Raw genomic sequence first — 18164 nt, 5'->3', positions numbered from 1 at the left:
GAATCACCTGCTTGTCTGCTTTTTATTCAAATCTTATAAAAAGGCTGCTGCTCCTGCTAAAAGTGAAGAAACTAACAGCAGGCTAATCATAAGCAATACCATAAATTTCATGAATTTTTGAGACATATCGCACCCCTATAACCGAAGATTTTTGCGACAAGCGCACTTGTCTTTATTTTATCTGGTTTTTTCATATGCGACAAGTGATCAGCAAAGGAAGTGAACGGATGAACCAAATCGATCATATTGCCATTGCCGTCTTTTCTATTAAAGAAACATCTCGAACGCTTCATCAGCTATTTAACTGGCATTTTTCAGACATACAAGAGATTCCTGAGCAGGAGATTAAAGCGTCCTTCGCTTCACTTCATGATCTGCACATTGAATTAATTGAACCGATGTCAGCACGCAGTAAACTACATACCTTTTTAACAAAAAGAGGAGAGGGGCTTCATCATATTGCGCTAAAGTCAGGTGGCATTCAAACTGATCTGAGCCGTCTCGATCACCTTGGGGTGCAGCTTCTCCAAAAAACAGCACAGATGGGCGCCGGCGGAAAGCAGATTGCATTTATTTCACCTAAAGAAACGTCAGGTGTGTTATTTGAATTGTGCGAGTCCTTGAAAGGAGAGAAACATAGCGATGAATGAATCGTTCAATGACTTGTCCGAATGGCGGAAGAAAGCGTTAATGGGCGGCGGCGAAAAACGAGCAGCAGCTCACAGAAGCAAAGGAAAGCTGACGGTTCGAGAGCGGCTGCACGAACTTCTTGACGAGGGCAGCTTGATGGAAATTCAGTCATTTGCAACAGGCGATTTGTCAGAGCATGTTGGTGACGGCGTCGTCATTGGAACGGGACTCATTCATGGTAAGCCCGTTTGTGTTTATGCACAAGATGCAACAGTATATGGGGGCTCATTAGGCGAAATGCATGCCAAAAAAATTACCTCTTTAATGGATCTGGCAGCTAAGAATCAGATGCCGGTCATCGGTCTAAAAGACTCAGGTGGTGCGAGAATTCAAGAGGGTGTGGTATCATTAGAAGGATACGGACAGATTTTTAAACGGAATGTGCTGTACTCTGGTCTAATCCCGCAAATATCTGTTATTTTAGGTTCATGTGCTGGAGGTGCAGTCTATTCTCCTGCATTGACTGATTTTGTCTTCATGACAGAGCAAACAGCTCATATGTTTTTAACTGGTCCGAAAGTAATAGAAAAGGCAACAGGAGAAACGGTCTGTCCTGACCGTCTTGGCGGTGCAAGTGTTCAGCATCAGACAAGCGGAAATGTGCATTATACTGGGAAAGATGAGAAGGACGTGTTAAAAGCGGTTCGAACTCTTTTAACGTACATACCAACGAAACAGCAGGCTGTCATGCAGGCTGAAGCACGAAAGCAAGATACCGCTGATCCAGGCAGCATTTTGCCAAAGGATCCATCACGCACCTATGATGTCAAACAAGTCGTGACGGCGATAACCGATCCAGACTCATTCTTTGAAACGCAGCCTTGTTTCTCAAAAAATATTGTCACTGGTTTTGCCAGACTACAAGGAGCCTCCATTGGTGTTGTTGCTAATCAGCCAAAGGTGCTTGCAGGCAGTCTTGATCTTGACGCGGCCGATAAAGCGGCCAGGTTTATTCGATTTTGCGATGCGTTTCATATTCCGATCTTAACCCTTGTGGACGTTCCTGGTTTTTTACCAGGGGAGAAAGCCGAGCATGCGGGAATTATCCGCCACGGTGCAAAGCTTTTATATGCGTACGCTGAAGCAACCGTTCCAAAAATCACTGTGATTTTAAGAAAGGCGTTTGGCGGTGCATATGTCGCGATGAATAGTAAGGGCTTAGGCGCTGACTTTGTTTATGCATGGCCAGAGGCCGAAATTGATGTCATGGGGAAAACGTTCGCAGACGAAATCGTTCATCCTGCTTCGCGCGAGACTGAGAACAAACCAAGTGTATGGAAAGCGGCTCAGGCAGGTCTGATAGACGATATTTTCATGCCGGCTGAAACGAGAGAGCGATTGATCCGCTCATTTGATGTACTTCGCAGTAAGGAAGAAGATAGACCGTTAAAAAAGCATGGCAACATGCCGCTATAAGAGGAGGAGCATCATTATGATCAATGAAAAACGCTTACTAGACGAATTTTTAGAATTAGTTCAGATTGATTCAGAAACAAAACACGAAGAGAAAATTGTTGAAGTCCTAAAAGAAAAATTCTCGCAGCTTGGTCTAAAAGTGGTTGAAGACGATTCAAAAGCGGTAACAGGCCACGGCGCAGGCAACCTTGTCTGCACATTAGAAGGAAATCAAGAGGCAGATACGATTTATTTCACTTCTCATATGGATACAGTTGTACCCGGGAATGGCGTAAAACCAGTCATTGAGGACGGCTATGTGAAAACAGATGGAACAACCATTCTTGGCGCTGACGATAAAACAGGACTTGCTGCTATGTTTGAAGCGATTCGCGTGCTGAAAGAGAAAAATTTACCGCACGGGACGATTGAATTTGTTATCACAGCAGGTGAGGAATCAGGACTTGTTGGAGCAAAAGCGTTAGATCCGAATTTGATGACAGCGAAATACGGCTATGCCCTTGATTCAGATGGTAAGGTCGGTACGATTATCGTAGCTGCACCAACACAGGCAAAAGTACGCGCAACGATTTACGGAAAAACAGCTCACGCAGGTGTCGCGCCTGAAAAAGGTGTGTCTGCGATTACCATTGCATCTAAAGCAATTGCCAGTATGCCGCTTGGCCGGATTGATGAAGAAACAACGGCGAATATCGGCCGTTTTGAAGGCGGAACACAAACGAATATTGTGTGCGATCAAGTCGATATTTTGGCGGAAGCACGCTCTTTAGAACCAGCAAAAATGGAAGCTCAAGTAGCGAAGATGAAAGAAGCCTTTGAAAAAACCGCTAAAGAAATGGGCGGAAGTGCCGATGTACAAATTGACATCATGTATCCAGGCTTCAAATTCTCACACGGCGATCAAGTCGTAGAAGTGGCGAAAAAAGCGGCAGAAAAAATTGGCCGTCCTTCAGAACTGCAGACGAGCGGCGGAGGCAGTGATGCAAACGTCATTGCTGGCAACGGCGTCCCAACTGTCAACCTAGCTGTTGGATATGAAGATATTCATACGAAAAATGAGAAAATGCCGATTGAAGAATTAGTCAAAACAGCTGAAATGGTTCTCGCCATTATCGAAGAAACGACAAATCCATCGTAAAGGCAGGAGACTCTGTGAGCACGCAAAAGATTATTATTTTTCAGGTGGGGCAAGAGGATTTTGGCATCAGTGTAGAGCATATTCGTTCGATTGAAAAGGTTCCTTACTTACAAGAAGTATCGAACCTTCCAAAAGAAATTAAAGGGCTGATGTCATTAAGAGGAGAGGTCATTCCTGTCAGTGACACAGGTGTGATGCTTCACGGAAAGCCTCTTGATGTGAACGAGCAGTCCAAGGTGCTGCTATTTGAAGTAAACGATCAAATGATTGGCTGTCTTGTCTCAGATGCAAAAGATATTATCGATATCGAGCAAAGCGAGATCAAGCCATTTCATATGAACACGAAGGCCTCTGAATATTTCTTCGGCGTTGTGGAGAGAGAAAACAAAATGATTTTACAAGTGGACCCAAATAAGTTCCTTGGGAAAATTGAGGACCTCGATCAATTGCCAGACCGGTTGAAAGAAGAATTGGCATAATGAAAAACCCCTTATCTAATGATAAGGGGTTTTTAGCGTGTAGGCAAACCCTCGCATTCGGTGTCAGGTCTGCGTGCCGGTGCTCACGAATGTCAAATTCGCTCCGTTCCGGTACTCGTCCTTCCTAGGGCTGCAAAGGTTTTCTATCACGCTGAAAGAAGACAAATGGAAACCCCCTTATCTCTGATAAGGGGGTTATTTTTATTCAGCAGCTGGTTTGGCTTGTTCGTTAGCCGCAGCTTTCGTTTTTGATTTTTGGTACATGACATTTAAAATAATCGTTTGAATCGTGAGTAGTAGTCCGCTTGTCATCCAGTATAAAGGAAGAGCAGCGGGTGCATTGATTGAAAGAAACAGCATCATGATTGGGAAAATCATGCCCATTACTTTCGCCTGCTTCAGCGCAGCCTCTGTCTGGGTGCCTGATTGCTTCGCATATTTTTGCGTGACATAAAATTGCAAGAAATACATAGCCCCTGCAAAAATCGCCACCAATAAATCGGTTTGTCCTAAGTTAAACCATAAGAACGTATGAGTTGCGATCTCAGGTGTTGAGCGGATCGCTGAGTAAAAGCCAAGAACAATTGGAATTTGAATCAGCATAGGCAGACAGCCCATTGCCAGCGGGTTCACATTGTTCTCTTTATATACTTTCATCATTTCCATTTGAAGCTCTTTTTGTTTTTCAGGTTCTTTCGTTTTCTTCAATTTGCTTTGAATTTGGTCAATCTGAGGTTTCACCAGTGCCATTTTTTCCTGCATGACTCTTTGCTTCTTAAATTGATTCGCAAAAAGCGGGAAAATCAGCAGGCGGACAATCAAGGTGACGAACATAATGGATAAACCATAATCATCATGGAAGAAGTTCGCAAGCCAAATGATCAGCTCAGAAAAAGGCTGAACAAAATAATGATGGAAAAACCCATCAGAGCTCGTATTCGTTTGCGCACTCGCTGCAAATGCAGGTGACGCAATCATCATCAAACATAAAGTCGTACAAATAGTCAATAAACGTTTCAATTCGTTTCCTCCTCATGATTAAAAAAATTTAATTAGTGAGAGGAAGCGAATGGTCTTCATCATCATTAGATGATCTTTTCATTCGAATGACTTTACTAATCCAAGTTGTAATGCGATCATATATGATAAACAGAAAGTCTGTTCGATTCAAGCAAGATGCGTCCAACTCTTCCAAACGATGTCCACCAAGATGTTCGTTCATACGGCAGTCTTTTAGTAAAAACGCAATGCCGATGGCCGTCAGCGCTGGAAGAATAATCGTAAAGAATTCAACAAGGAAAAAGACTTCATTGAATGTATCAATAATCATGATTATCACATCCATTTCATTACTCACAGTGTACTATACACATGGTTAAATGTCTAACAGAACCGCGTGTTTACTCTATTAAATTAAATTCCTTATTTTGCATAAAATAGTAAATGTCATCCAAACTTCATATTTCCTATCCTATAATGAGGGGGATGAAAAGAAATGGAGGTTTTGAAAATGACAAGTATTTACCCAAAGTTTCGAGCAGCTGCGGTACAAGCAGCACCTGTCTACTTAAATTTAGAAGCAACAGTTGAGAAATCATGTGAACTGATTGACGAGGCAGCTTCAAATGGTGCAAAGCTTGTGGCATTCCCAGAAGCATTTTTACCTGGTTATCCTTGGTTTGCTTTTATTGGTCATCCAGAATATACGAGAAAGTTCTATCATGAATTATATAAAAATGCAGTTGAAATCCCTAGCTTAGCCATTCAAAAAATAAGTGAGGCAGCAAAAAGAAATGAAACGTACGTTTGTATATCATGCAGTGAAAAAGATGGCGGCTCTCTCTATTTAGCTCAGCTTTGGTTTAATCCTAATGGGGATTTAATAGGAAAACATCGGAAAATGAGAGCTTCTGTAGCAGAAAGACTCATTTGGGGGGACGGAAGTGGAAGTATGATGCCGGTGTTTCAAACTGAAATTGGAAACCTTGGCGGATTGATGTGCTGGGAGCATCAAGTCCCACTTGATCTTATGGCGATGAATGCCCAAAATGAGCAGGTACATGTAGCCTCTTGGCCAGGTTATTTTGATGATGAAATTTCAAGCAGATATTATGCTATCGCGACACAGACATTTGTGCTGATGACTTCATCTATATATACGGAAGAAATGAAAGAGATGATTTGCTTAACACAGGAGCAAAGAGATTACTTTGAAACATTTAAAAGCGGGCATACGTGCATTTACGGGCCGGATGGGGAACCGATCAGTGATATGGTTCCAGCTGAAACAGAGGGAATTGCTTACGCTGAAATTGATGTAGAACGAGTCATTGATTACAAGTATTACATTGATCCGGCTGGACACTACTCCAATCAAAGTTTAAGTATGAATTTTAATCAACAGCCCACTCCGGTTGTGAAACATTTATATCATCAAAAAAATGAAGTATTCACATATGAGGACATTCAATATCAACATGGTATACTTGAAGAAAAAGTGTAAATGAACGTTGAACCTTCTCTTTTTTAGAGAAGGTTTTTTTGAGGAAAGATGAAATAAATCAATGTATAATTGAGCATAAAAGGGATCCATCATGGTTGATATATAAGGAAACAGCTGATCAAAATACAGGTAGACAAGAAAATGGGGTTATGCCAATGTCAAATATTATTTTTCATATAGACATGAATGCTTTTTATGCCAATGTAGAAATGGCGTATGATCCTTCCTTACGAGGGAAACCTTTAGCCATCAGCGGAAATGCAAAAGAGCGTAAAGGGATTGTTGTGACGTGCAGCTACGAGGCAAGAGCACTAGGTGTGAAGCCCCCGATGCCCTTGTGGGAGGCGAAGCGGCTATGTCCGGGTCTCATAGTCCGCACACCGAACTTTGACCGGTACCGCAGCTCCTCACAAGAGATGTTTACAATACTAAGAGAATACAGTGATTTAGTCGAACCTGTATCTATTGATGAGGGCTATATTGATTTAACGCATACACCATATGCCGAGCATGCGGTAAGAACGGCTCATGATATTCAAACAAGGCTTGTAGAGGAGCTGATGCTTCCTTCAAGTATCGGCATTGCACCGAATAAATTTTTAGCGAAAATGGCGTCTAATTGGAAAAAGCCAATGGGCATCACCATATTGCGTAAACGAGATGTTCCGAACATGCTCTGGCCGCTCCCTGCTGGAGATATGCACGGGGTTGGACAAAAAACGGCAGATAAATTAAAAAAGGTCGGAATTCATACCATTGAAGACTTAGCGAAAGCGAATGAGTATACGCTAAAAGAATTGCTCGGCATCAATGGACCGAGATTAAAGCAAAAGGCGAATGGTGAACATGACGGCATCGTGGACCCAGAAAGAATATACGAATTTAAATCCGTCGGCAATTCCTCCACTCTTCCTCATGATTCTGACGATTCAGATGAACTTGTTACGTTAATTGATAAGCTGTCACAATCTGTGAGTGCAAGGTTAAGGAGAAAAGAAGTGATGGCAAATCGTCTGCTCATCATGATTCGGTATGCAAGCTGGAAAAATATCACGCGAAGTGTCATGCTTACGAATCCAACGGATCGAAAGGAAGACATATTTGAAGCGGCAAAGCAGTTATTCCTTAAACATTGGAATGACCAGCCAGTGAGGCTCTTAGGTGTGACGGGGACAGACCTTGTAGAACGAAAAGCAGCTGTTAAACAGCTTGATTTATTTTCATATACAGAAGATGCAAAAGAAGAGCCTCTCCAGACCATTTTAGATGGACTGAAAGAAAAATATGGAAAGCCTTTGGTGCAAAGAGGGATCACCATTAAGGAAAAAGAGAGCAAAACAAGCGGGACAAGTTTTAATAAAGATTTTTTTCAGGACGAAAGAGGAAATGACTAGCCTGAAAACTTGATAAAAGAGGTGATGTTGTGGTAATTTCAAAGGGTACATCATTTCAGCAGTAATCAATATAGTGTGTTAGAAGGGACGTCAGAATTATGTCAAAACAACAAATCGGTGTGGTTGGACTAGCCGTTATGGGGAAAAACCTTGCCCTCAATATTGAAAGCCGCGGTTTCTCCGTATCCGTTTATAACAGATCTAGCAGCAAAACAGAAGAGTTTCTTCAAGAAGCAGAAGGAAAAAACGTTGTTGGCACATACAGCATCGAAGAATTTGTTCAGTCGCTTGAAACACCGCGTAAAATTCTTTTAATGGTAAAAGCTGGTGCAGCAACAGATGCAACCATTCAATCATTACTTCCTCACCTAGAGAAAGGTGACATTTTAATTGATGGTGGAAATACATATTACAAGGATACACAAAGACGTAATCAAGAGCTTGCAGAAAGTGGTATTCACTTCATTGGTACTGGTGTTTCCGGCGGTGAAGAAGGCGCGCTAAAAGGTCCTTCCATCATGCCAGGCGGTCAAAAAGAAGCGCATGAGCTAGTGAAACCAATTTTAGAAGCGATCTCTGCGAAAGTAGATGGCGAGCCTTGTACAACGTATATCGGCCCAGATGGAGCAGGACATTATGTCAAAATGGTTCATAACGGTATCGAGTACGGAGATATGCAATTGATCTCTGAATCATACTTTATCTTGAAGCATGTTGCTGGATTGTCAGCAGGGGAGCTTCATGAAGTATTCTCAGAGTGGAATAAAGGCGAGCTTGACAGCTATTTAATCGAAATTACAGCTGACATTTTCACAAAAGTGGATGAAGAAACAAACCAGCCGCTTGTGGATGTGATCTTAGATAAAGCTGGTCAAAAAGGAACTGGAAAATGGACAAGCAAAAGTTCACTTGATCTAGGTGTCCCGCTTCCAATCATTACTGAGTCTGTTTTTGCGCGCTACATTTCAGCAATGAAAGATGAGCGTGTGGAAGCAAGTCAATTGATCGAAGGTCCTGAGCCGGCGCAATCAGCTGAGAATAAACAAGAGCTGATCGAAGCGGTTAGAAAAGCCTTATTCATGAGTAAAATCTGCTCTTACGCGCAAGGCTTTGCGCAAATGAAAGCAGCATCTGATGAATATAACTGGGATTTAAAATACGGTGAAATTGCGATGATCTTCCGCGGCGGATGTATCATTCGTGCAGCCTTCTTACAACAAATTAAAGAAGCATATGACCGTAATCCTGAACTGAAAAACCTATTGCTTGATCCATACTTTAAGGATATTGCTCAAAACTATCAATCATCACTTCGTAAAGTCATTTCGCTTGCAGTGGAACAAGGAGTTCCTGTTCCTTCATTCTCAAGTGCACTTGCTTACTTTGATAGCTATCGCACAGCTGTCCTTCCAGCGAATTTAATTCAAGCACAGCGTGACTATTTTGGTGCACATACGTATGAGCGCACAGATAAAGAAGGCGTATTCCATACTGAATGGATGAAATAAACAGAGAACGACTGAAAAACCTTACCTTTGGTAAGGTTTTTTTTGTTTGTATCTTTTCGGCTAAAAATGCGAAAAAGAGGGATGCTATGTAAAAAAGACAAGAAAGTAGGGATAGAAGTGGGCATCTTATATGCACTTCTCCCAGCGATATTTTGGGGAAGTATTGTTCTCATCAGTGTCAAACTAGGCGGGAATGCGTATCAACAAACCCTCGGCATTACGCTCGGTGCATTTTTATTTTCAATTGCTGCCTTTTTCATCAAAATGCCAGAGCTGACACCGCTTATTTTTGCGGTTTCCGTCATTTCAGGCATCTTTTGGAGTATTGGACAAATGAATCAGCTTTCAAGTGTCGCTTTTCTCGGTGTGTCTAAAGCTGTTCCTTTATCAACCGGCATGCAGCTTGTGAGCACAACGCTATTTGGCGTTATGGTCTTCAAAGAATGGCAAACGATGACGGTCATACTCATTGGTTCTTGCGCCATTTTACTGATCATAGCAGGTGTTGTCATGACATCGCTCGGTCAAAAAAAGAATGGCGGCGAGAATGGAGGGAATTTTAAAAAAGGAATCATCATTCTGCTCATCTCAACCGTTGGCTACGTCGGATATGTCGTCATTTTAAGATGGTTTGATATTGATGGCTGGTCTGCACTTGTTCCGCAATCAGTCGGCATGCTGCTTTCATCCTTAGCGATTAGTTTAAAGCAGGATCCGTTTAGTAAATATACGTTTAGAAATATCATTGCCGGTCTTGTTTGGTCAACAGGAAATCTTGGGCTGCTTTTGGCCATTCCATTAATTGGCGTAGCCGTAAGCTTTTCGATGTCACAAACAGGAATTGTCATCTCAACACTAGGCGGCATTTACTTATTGAAAGAGAAAGCATCTAGAAAAAGCTTTGTCATTGCAGGCTGCCTGATGATCATTGCAGGCGGTGTGCTGCTAGGCTTTACAAAATAGGAGGTTACACGAATGTATCCAGATTTAGAAGGAAAAACGGTTCTGATTACAGGCGCAGGTACAGGGATTGGTCAAGCGATGGCCCGCCGATTTGGACAAGAAAAAGCCAATGTGGTGATCAATTACTTCTCCGATAAAGAAAATCCGGATGACACCATTGCAGATATTCAAAAAAATGGCGGACAGGCTGTGAAAATCAAGGGAGACGTTTCAAAGGAAGAGGATATGCAGGCGATGATTGATAAAGCCGTTGATACATTTGGCAGTCTTGATGTCATGATCAATAACGCAGGCATTGAAAATGAAGTACCTTCTACCGAAATGACGCTGGATAATTGGAACAAAGTGATGGCTACCAATTTAACAGGTATGTTTCTAGGATGCCGTGATGCACTGAAGTATATGACGGATCATGGGATAGAAGGCTCGATCATTAATATGTCGTCGGTTCATCAGCAAATTCCTTGGCCTCATTTCGTGCATTATGCAGCTAGTAAAGGAGGCGCCAAGCTTTTGACAGAAACATTGGCCCTTGAATATGCCCCTAAAAAAATCCGTGTAAACAGCATTGCACCAGGCGCCATTGATACCCCGATTAATGCGGAGAAATTCAATGATCCAGCATTGAAAAAAGGTGTGATTGAGCTGATTCCAATCGGTTATATTGGAAAGCCAGAAGAAGTGGCAGCATGTGCTGTCTGGCTGGCATCAAAAGAGGCGAGCTATGTCACAGGCTTGACGTTATATGTAGACGGCGGCATGACGAAGTATCCTGGGTTCCAGGCAGGAAAAGGATAAGACAATGAAGACAAAGAGCGTACAATACGCTCTTTTTTATATTAAATACAGACAAATAAAATTAAATGTCTAGACATTTAAAAATAAAAATATATAATATTAATTGGAAGCGCTTTTATTACAACAATGGGGTGAGAGAAATGAAACGTATTTTATTAGCATGCAGTTCGGGAATGTCTACGAGTTTACTAGTGACAAAGATGAAAGCACATGCCGATTCAATTGGGGACGAAGCAGAAATTTGGGCAGTTGGGCAAGATCAAGCGAAAAAAGAAATGGCGAATGCGGATGTAGTGTTAATCGGACCGCAAATGAGCTTTTTAAAAGGTGACCTTCAAAAAGAAGCAACAAAATACGGGATTGAGGTAGAGGTCATTGATATGCAGGCGTACGGGCTTGCTGATGGGCAAAAAGCGTATGAACAGGCACTTACATTGATGGGGGAATCTTAAAGGATGGAAAAGAAAACACTCGAAGGGCTCACGGAGGAACAAGTAAGCTTTCAATTGATCTTGCACAGCGGGAATGCACGCAGCAAATTGCTTCAAGCTCTTAAACAATATCGAGAAGGTCTAGAAGAAGAGGCTTTTGGTCTTATGAAAGAAGCGGAAGAAGATTTACGGCATGCACATGACATTCATTTTCAACTCGTGCAGAAAGAGGCAGGAGGAGAAAGGGCATCCTTTTCCTTACTGCTCATGCACGCTGAAGATCACTTAATGTCGACCATTACCATCAAGGAGCTTGTGGGAGAGCTCCTGCCGATATTCCAATCGCTTAAACAATAAAGGGTGTAAACAAGGGGGGAAACCAATGTTTGATAAAATAAGTGCCATTTTGGTTCCGATTGCTGGGAGATTGAACAACAACCGCTATTTAGGCGTATTACGGGATGCCTTTATGCTTGCGTTCCCGCTCACCATCTTTGGTTCCATTATGGTTGTGCTGATGAATTTGCCATTTTTAGATAAAATCATGAGTCAAACAGCACTGGAAGGCGTCCAGTCTGCGCTGAATATCGCACCGAGTGCGACCATCAGCATTATGAGTGTGTTTGTTGTATTTGGGATTGGCTACTATTTATCAAAAAGCTATGATGTGGAAGCTGTCTTTGGCGGCGTGATTGCTTTAGCCTCTTTCTTGCTTCTGACTCCGTTTTTACTAGAACAAGAAGGTGGTGCAACGATTGCAGGCGTTATCCCAGTCGATCGTTTAGGTGCAAAGGGGATGTTCCTAGGAATGATCACAGGCTTTTTGTCTGCTGAAATTTATCGTTATTTTGTCCAAAAGAAATTTGTGATTAATATGCCGCAAGGGGTTCCGCCAGCTGTTTCCAAGTCTTTTGCTGCACTGATCCCGGCTACTTTGACACTTACAACCTTTTTGTTCATTAATATCATCATTACACAAGGCTTCAAAACAAATATGCATGATTTGATTTATCATGCCATTCAGGCGCCGCTTGTCGGTCTTGGAAGCGGTATCATTCCGACGTTGATCGCTGTTTTCTTTATACAAATTCTTTGGTTCTTTGGGCTCCACGGCCAAATTATTATCAACTCTGTCATGGATCCGATTTGGAATACATTGTCCATTCAAAACCTAGAGAGCTACACAAAAACAGGTGAGGTTCCTAATATCATCAGCAAGCAGTTTATTGAAATCTATACGGTTGGAATGGGTGGAACCGGTATGACGCTTGCTGTTGTGTTTACGATTTTAATTTTCCTGAAAAGTAAGCAATTAAAACAAGTAGCCAAGCTTGGCTTAGGACCAGGATTATTTAACGTCAATGAACCGATTATCTTTGGTTTACCGATTGTCATGAATCCGCTTATTCTCATTCCGTGGATTTTGGCGCCAATGGTCATTACATGTATTACTTATTTTGCGATGGCATCAGGGATTGTACCGCCGCCGACAGGGGTGAATATCCCATGGACAGTGCCGATCTTTATTAGCGGAATGATGGCAACAAATTCACTAGCGGGCGGTCTGCTTCAGTTGTTTAACCTGATGATTGTGTTTGTCATTTGGTTCCCGTTCCTGAAATTTATTGACCGTATGAATGTGAAAAATGAAAAAATCGCGACAACAGAAAAAACGAAGGCAGCAAACATCAAAGGTGAAGGAGACTCTATACATGTCGATGGAAACTAACAAACTATCATATATATTTCCAGAAGGTTTCTGGTGGGGATCTTCTGCTTCTGCGACGCAAACAGAAGGCAGCGTCCCTGGAGATGGAAAGGGACCGAACATTTGGGATCATTGGTTTGAACAAGAACCGACTCGTTTTTTTGATGGCGTAGGGCCAAACGTGACATCTCAATTTTATCGAAAATATAAAGAGGATATCCGTCTCATGAAAGAAATTGGCCACAATTCATTTCGGCTGTCGATATCATGGTCACGCCTTTTACCTGAAGGAACAGGTGCTGTCAATGAAGAAGCGGTGTCTTTTTACAATGATGTGATCAATGAACTGATTGCACATGATATCGAACCATTTGTGAACCTATACCATTTCGATATGCCAATGGCGCTTCAGGAGAAAGGCGGCTGGGTGAACAGACAGGTGGTCGACGACTATGTCAGCTATGCGGCTTTATGCTTCCAATTATTTGGCGACCGGGTGAAAAAATGGTTTACCCATAACGAACCGATTGTTCCTGTAGAAGGCGGATATATGTATAGCTTTCATTATCCAAACGAAGTTGATTTCCAAAAGGCTGTACAGGTCGGTTTTCATGAACTTTTATCAAATGCTAAGGCGATTGCGGCTTATAAAGAGTTGCAGCAAGGTGGTAAGATTGGCATTATCCTAAACTTGACCCCTTCGTACCCGCGAAGCCAGAATCCGCGCGATGTAGAAGCAGCAGAGATGGCCGATGCTTTCTTTAACCGTTCCTTCTTAGATCCTGCGGTGAAGGGGCATTTCCCTGAAAAGCTAGTAGAAGTCTTAAAGAAAGAAGGCTTTATGCCAAGTATGGAAGAAGGGGACCTTGAACTCATTCGAGAGAACACGATTGATCTTCTTGGCATCAACTATTATCAGCCAAGAAGAGTGAAAGCGAAAGAGCATATGCCTCATCCTCAAGCACCATTTATGCCGAACCATTATTTTGATTCTTTTGAGATGCCGGGAAGAAAAATGAATGTGTATCGTGGCTGGGAAATCTATGAAAAGGGCATTTACGATATATTGAAAAAAGTCCAAACAGACTATGATAATATTGAATGCTTTATTTCTGAAAATGGCATGGGGGTCGAAGGAGAAGAGCGGTTTAAGGATGAAGAAGGAATGATTCATGACGATTACCGCATTGACTTTATTTCTGAGCATCTCAAATGGGTGCATCAAGCCATTCAAGAAGGAAGCAATGTGAAAGGCTATCATCTGTGGACCTTTATGGACAACTGGTCCTGGTCGAATGCTTATAAAAATCGTTATGGATTTGTCTCAGTTGATCTTCAAGAAGACGGGAAACGAACGATTAAGAAAAGTGGATACTGGTTTCAATCAGTTTCAGAGAATAACGGTTTTTAATCAAAATACTTGCTCTTTCCTTGAAAAGAGCAGGTATTTTTCTTATGTGACGGTAAGTGGATGAAACAAAAATGGCTGGCACCTTTTAAGCTCACATCCCTTAGTGTAAAATGAGAGGAAGGCTAAAAAACGCCATATTTCCTTCTAGAATAAAGCGCTATGAAAAAACAAGTCAGTTGGTGGTGTGAGATGAAGAAGTACGAACTCATTTCAGAAGAAATCAGAAAACGAATAGGAACAGCATATTATCCAGAAGATCAACCCATTCCAGATGAAAACTCGCTTGCCGCTGAATTTCAATGCAGCAGAATGACAATGAAACGTGCGCTAGATCTACTCGTTGCAGAAGGTCTGCTCTTTAGAAAAAGAGGCCACGGTACATTTATAGTAAAGGCAGCGCTTAATCAAGGGGCAATCAATGTATCGGGCCATGAAAATAAAGGGTTCACAAAAGTCATGGCGGATAAAAACGTCACGACTCAAATCATTCATTTTGATGTCCATTTTCCAAGCGAAGAGGTGGCAGCCCATCTATCTATTGACTCAACCACACCTGTTTATGATATCATCCGGCTCCGTCTTGTGGATGAAGAGCCTTACGTATTAGAAAAAACGTTTATGCCTGTCAATCTCATTAAGGGCATAGATGAAGAAGTTCTACTGGGTTCTATCTATGGCTACATTTCAAATCAGCTTCATTTAAAAATAGCAGGAGCGCACAAGAAAATTAGAGCGGCTAAATCAGATCAGCTGGATCAGCAGTATTTAGGCTGTGACCCAACAGATCCCGTGCTTGAAGTCGAGCAGGTTGCTTATTTAAACGCAGGGCAGCCATTTGAATATTCATTTAGCCATCATCGCTATGATAAATTTGACTTTTCAACGGTTGAAATCACGAAAACAGGACGTTAAAAAAAGAGCAGAACCCCCAAGGGAGACTGCTCTTTTTTCATATGATTTTATATATTCCACCAATGGTAACCATCTTTTTCGAGAAGCTCATCTGCTTCTTTCGGTCCCATAGAACCTGCAGGATAGTTTGGTTTTAATGTTTTGCTTTCTGCCCATTTCTCAGAAATCGGATCAACGAAGTTCCAAGAAAGTGCTACTTCGTCCCAGTGAGCAAAGTTTGTCGCATCGCCTAGCAAGCAGTCATGAATCAGCTTTTCATATGCTTCTGGTGTATTCATGATGTCGTTGTAGTTTGTTTGGTAGTCGAGCTTAATCGGTTTCGCATACGTGCCGCCATCCAGCTTGCGAGCATTCAGGTGAAGGGTGATGCCTTCATCTGGCTGAATGTGAATGACAAGTAAGTTTGGATGCATGGCATTCCCGTTTCCATAGTACAGGTTCATTGGAATGTCTTTAAATTGAACCACGATTTGAGTAGATTTCTTTTCTAACCGTTTTCCTGTACGAATGTAAAATGGCACGCCGGCCCATCTAAAGTTATCAATCAGCAGTTTCCCTGCCACAAACGTTTCTGTGTTTGAATTCGGATCAACATTTTGCTCTTCCAAATAAGAAGGAACGACATTTCCATTCATCGTCCCAGCATCATACTGTCCGCGGACAAAGAATTGATCGACCTCATCTTTAGAGAAAGGACGAAGAGCGCGCAATGCTTTCCGTTTTTCGCTGCGGATTTCCTCTGTATTGAGTTTAATTGGCGGCTCCATTGCTAAAAGGGCAACCATTTGAAGCATATGGTTTTGGACCATATCTCTTAGTGCACCAGAATTTTCGTAATATCGAGCCCGGTCTTCAACCCCTAAGGATTCACTGGATGTAATTTGAATGTTTGAAATATAGCGGTTTGTCCAAAGTGGTTCAAAGATAGCATTCGCAAAGCGGATGACCTCAATGTTTTGAACCATTTGTTTACCAAGATAGTGGTCAATACGATAAATTTGATCTTCTGTGAATGCATCACGAATTTCTTCATTTAATGTTTTGGCACTTGGCAGATCATGCCCAAATGGCTTTTCAATGACAAGTCGTGACCAGCCGGTTGTTTCTGATACGCCCTCACTCTTTAGGAACTTCGCAATCGTTCCGAAGAATTCCGGTGCCATAGCTAAATAGAACATGCGGTTATTTGGGATACTGTACGTATCTTCAAGGCCTGTTAGAAGCGTGTTAAGCGATTGATAGGAAGCAGGGCTTGATACGTCAAAATCGTGATAATAGAAATGTGAAATGAATTCCTCTGTTTTCGCTTCTGCATCATCAGAAGAAACAGATTCCTTTACCACAGCTCTGAGGTCCTCATGAGACCACGGACGGCGTCCAACTCCGACAACAGCGAATTGATCACCTAGCTTTCCGCTATGATAAAGTCTATGTATAGAAGGGTAGAGCTTGCGTTTGGCAAGGTCTCCTGTTGCGCCAAAAATGACAATGACTGCTTTAGGGTTGTTAGTTTCTGTATTCACGAGAAGTACCTCACTTTATTCGTAGCGTTGTTGTAAAAACCGAGAATGTATGTACATTTTCTTTATTTTAAAGCTTCATTGTTCGTAAAGCAAACATTTGATTCGACTTTTTCTGCTCTCATTTCACTTTTTTCAAAAATTCCGCTGAATTCACATTTACCTTGTCTTCATGTATTCTATATGAATGAAGATATTGTATACCGGCTTTAGGAGGAAAAGTAATGGAACTGCTCTTTTTAGGAACAGGTGCAGGCATACCTGCAAAAACAAGAAACGTCACTTGCACAGCGCTAAAGCTTTTAGAAGAAAGAAATGCAGTGTGGCTTTTTGATTGCGGAGAAGCGACGCAGCATCAAATCTTACATACAACGATTAAACCGAGAAAGATCGAGAAAATATTTATCACACATATGCACGGTGATCATGTATATGGCCTACCGGGACTCCTTGGCAGCAGATCCTTTCAAGGCGGGGAGGATGAATTGACGATCTATGGACCAAAGGGCATCAAGGCCTTTGTGAACGCAGCACTTTCAGCCTCGCAAACGCATTTGACATATCCGCTGCATATCATAGAAATAGATGAAGGGATCGTGTTTGAAGATGATACCTTTCAAGTAGAAGCAAGAAGAGTCTCTCACGGGATTCCAGCTTACGGCTATCGGGTTGTGGAAAAAGATATGCCTGGTTCATTAAAAGCCGAAGACCTAAAAGAAATCGGTGTAAAACCTGGACCTTTGTATCAGAAGTTGAAAAATGGGGAAACCGTGACACTCGAAGATGGAAGAATCATCGATGGAACCGATTATTTGGAACCCCCTAAAAAAGGGAGAATCGTTGCATTTTCAGGAGATACCCGTTTGTGCGAGAATATAACAAGGCTTGCCAAAAATGCGGATGTGTTAGTCCATGAAGCAACATTCGGTAAAGAAGATGCAGATTTAGCCTACAATTATTATCACAGCACAACAGAACAAGCAGCGAAAACAGCACAGGAAGCAGGCGCAAAGAGGCTCATTTTGACCCATATAAGTGCACGTTACCAAGGAGAAGAAGCACTGAAACAACTGTTGAAAGAAGCCCGCGATATATTCCCGCTGACAGAAGCTGCACATGATTTCTCTTCCTTCCCCATTGAACGCAGCCTGTAAAAATTGGATGAATCGTCAAAAAAAGTTGTGTGATTTTTTTGATATTTATGATGACGCTCTTTTTCAGGTAGTGGTAAAATGGTGAAGAAAAAACAAATGATGAATCAAACTATGAAGAATACGGGAGGCACAATCAAAG

Annotated in this window: 19 protein-coding genes; 15 read left to right on the top strand and 4 right to left on the bottom strand. The window is 42.0% G+C overall.

The genetic code is table 11. The features are described from left to right. Positions 1-33: 33 nt before the first annotated feature. Positions 34-126, bottom strand: coding sequence for a stressosome-associated protein Prli42 (gene prli42, locus ACLGGR_RS11515; RefSeq protein ID WP_149126490.1), 93 nt, complete (start codon positions 124-126; stop codon positions 34-36). A gap of 101 nt (positions 127-227) precedes the next feature. On the opposite strand from prli42, the gene ACLGGR_RS11510 reads away from it, so the two are divergent. The 4 genes from ACLGGR_RS11510 to ACLGGR_RS11495 are packed head-to-tail and all read left to right on the top strand — an operon-like array spanning position 228 to position 3723. Continuing rightward, positions 228-650, top strand: a complete 423-nt coding sequence (locus ACLGGR_RS11510; RefSeq protein ID WP_251216564.1) for a VOC family protein — start codon at positions 228-230, stop codon at positions 648-650. Further along, entirely contained in the window at positions 643-2106 is a 1464-nt protein-coding gene (locus ACLGGR_RS11505) for an acyl-CoA carboxylase subunit beta (protein ID WP_410973101.1), read from the top strand. The genes ACLGGR_RS11510 and ACLGGR_RS11505 overlap by 8 nt, the downstream gene beginning before the upstream one ends. A gap of 16 nt (positions 2107-2122) precedes the next feature. Beyond that, entirely contained in the window at positions 2123-3244 is a 1122-nt protein-coding gene (locus ACLGGR_RS11500; RefSeq protein WP_034280287.1) for a tripeptidase T, read from the top strand. Positions 3245-3258: 14 nt separating this feature from the next. Next, complete coding sequence (locus ACLGGR_RS11495) at positions 3259-3723, top strand: chemotaxis protein CheW (RefSeq protein ID WP_034280289.1); 465 nt, start codon at positions 3259-3261, stop codon at positions 3721-3723. Positions 3724-3924: 201 nt separating this feature from the next. On the opposite strand, the gene ACLGGR_RS11490 is transcribed toward ACLGGR_RS11495, so the two are convergent. Beyond that, positions 3925-4743: a membrane protein insertase YidC gene (locus ACLGGR_RS11490; protein WP_142945956.1), complete on the bottom strand. Its 819-nt coding sequence runs from the start codon at positions 4741-4743 to the stop codon at positions 3925-3927. Between the two features lie 28 nt (positions 4744-4771). Beyond that, positions 4772-5053, bottom strand: coding sequence for a hypothetical protein (locus tag ACLGGR_RS11485; protein WP_024422910.1), 282 nt, complete (start codon positions 5051-5053; stop codon positions 4772-4774). 180 nt (positions 5054-5233) lie between these two features. Between ACLGGR_RS11485 and ACLGGR_RS11480 the strand changes: the two genes are divergently transcribed. The 10 genes from ACLGGR_RS11480 (at position 5234) to ACLGGR_RS11435 (ending at position 15351) form a co-directional block, all read left to right on the top strand. Beyond that, a complete protein-coding gene (locus ACLGGR_RS11480) occupies positions 5234-6226 on the top strand; it encodes a carbon-nitrogen hydrolase family protein (protein ID WP_142945955.1) in 993 nt (330 codons plus the stop codon). A gap of 149 nt (positions 6227-6375) precedes the next feature. After that, a complete protein-coding gene (locus ACLGGR_RS11475) occupies positions 6376-7620 on the top strand; it encodes a DNA polymerase IV (RefSeq protein WP_410973167.1) in 1245 nt (414 codons plus the stop codon). Between the two features lie 98 nt (positions 7621-7718). After that, positions 7719-9128, top strand: a complete 1410-nt coding sequence (gndA, locus tag ACLGGR_RS11470) for an NADP-dependent phosphogluconate dehydrogenase (protein ID WP_024428028.1) — start codon at positions 7719-7721, stop codon at positions 9126-9128. A 117-nt stretch (positions 9129-9245) separates the two neighbouring features. Next, positions 9246-10091, top strand: a complete 846-nt coding sequence (locus ACLGGR_RS11465; RefSeq protein WP_185907644.1) for a GRP family sugar transporter — start codon at positions 9246-9248, stop codon at positions 10089-10091. Between the two features lie 12 nt (positions 10092-10103). Next, complete coding sequence (locus ACLGGR_RS11460) at positions 10104-10889, top strand: glucose 1-dehydrogenase (protein ID WP_142945953.1); 786 nt, start codon at positions 10104-10106, stop codon at positions 10887-10889. 140 nt (positions 10890-11029) lie between these two features. Next, positions 11030-11341: a PTS sugar transporter subunit IIB gene (locus tag ACLGGR_RS11455; protein WP_024422905.1), complete on the top strand. Its 312-nt coding sequence runs from the start codon at positions 11030-11032 to the stop codon at positions 11339-11341. Positions 11342-11344: 3 nt separating this feature from the next. Further along, the gene (locus ACLGGR_RS11450) at positions 11345-11677 is read left to right on the top strand and encodes a PTS sugar transporter subunit IIA (protein ID WP_142945952.1); all 333 of its coding nucleotides are present in this window, start codon (positions 11345-11347) and stop codon (positions 11675-11677) included. Positions 11678-11702: 25 nt separating this feature from the next. After that, complete coding sequence (gene celB, locus ACLGGR_RS11445) at positions 11703-13049, top strand: PTS cellobiose transporter subunit IIC (RefSeq protein ID WP_252056252.1); 1347 nt, start codon at positions 11703-11705, stop codon at positions 13047-13049. Continuing rightward, positions 13033-14439 (top strand): glycoside hydrolase family 1 protein, encoded by a 1407-nt coding sequence (locus ACLGGR_RS11440; RefSeq protein ID WP_410973100.1) that lies wholly within the window; start codon positions 13033-13035, stop codon positions 14437-14439. Before celB ends, ACLGGR_RS11440 begins: the two co-directional genes overlap by 17 nt. A gap of 189 nt (positions 14440-14628) precedes the next feature. Next, positions 14629-15351: a GntR family transcriptional regulator gene (locus ACLGGR_RS11435; RefSeq protein ID WP_024422902.1), complete on the top strand. Its 723-nt coding sequence runs from the start codon at positions 14629-14631 to the stop codon at positions 15349-15351. Between the two features lie 47 nt (positions 15352-15398). Here ACLGGR_RS11435 and zwf read toward each other — a convergent pair whose 3' ends face one another. Beyond that, positions 15399-16874: a glucose-6-phosphate dehydrogenase gene (zwf, locus tag ACLGGR_RS11430; RefSeq protein WP_142945949.1), complete on the bottom strand. Its 1476-nt coding sequence runs from the start codon at positions 16872-16874 to the stop codon at positions 15399-15401. 221 nt (positions 16875-17095) lie between these two features. Here zwf and rnz point away from each other — a divergent pair, with 221 nt between their 5' ends. Beyond that, on the top strand, positions 17096-18025 hold the full coding sequence (gene rnz / locus ACLGGR_RS11425) for a ribonuclease Z (RefSeq protein WP_251216568.1): 930 nt from the start codon (positions 17096-17098) through the stop codon (positions 18023-18025). The last annotated feature ends 139 nt before the right edge of the window (positions 18026-18164 follow it).

The sequence above is a fragment of the Bacillus sp. BD48 genome, assembly GCF_046566805.1.
Classification (GTDB): domain Bacteria; phylum Bacillota; class Bacilli; order Bacillales; family Bacillaceae; genus Bacillus; species Bacillus safensis.
The sequence above is the reverse complement of the archived record's forward strand: the minus strand, read 5'-3'. Positions and strand labels throughout refer to the sequence as shown.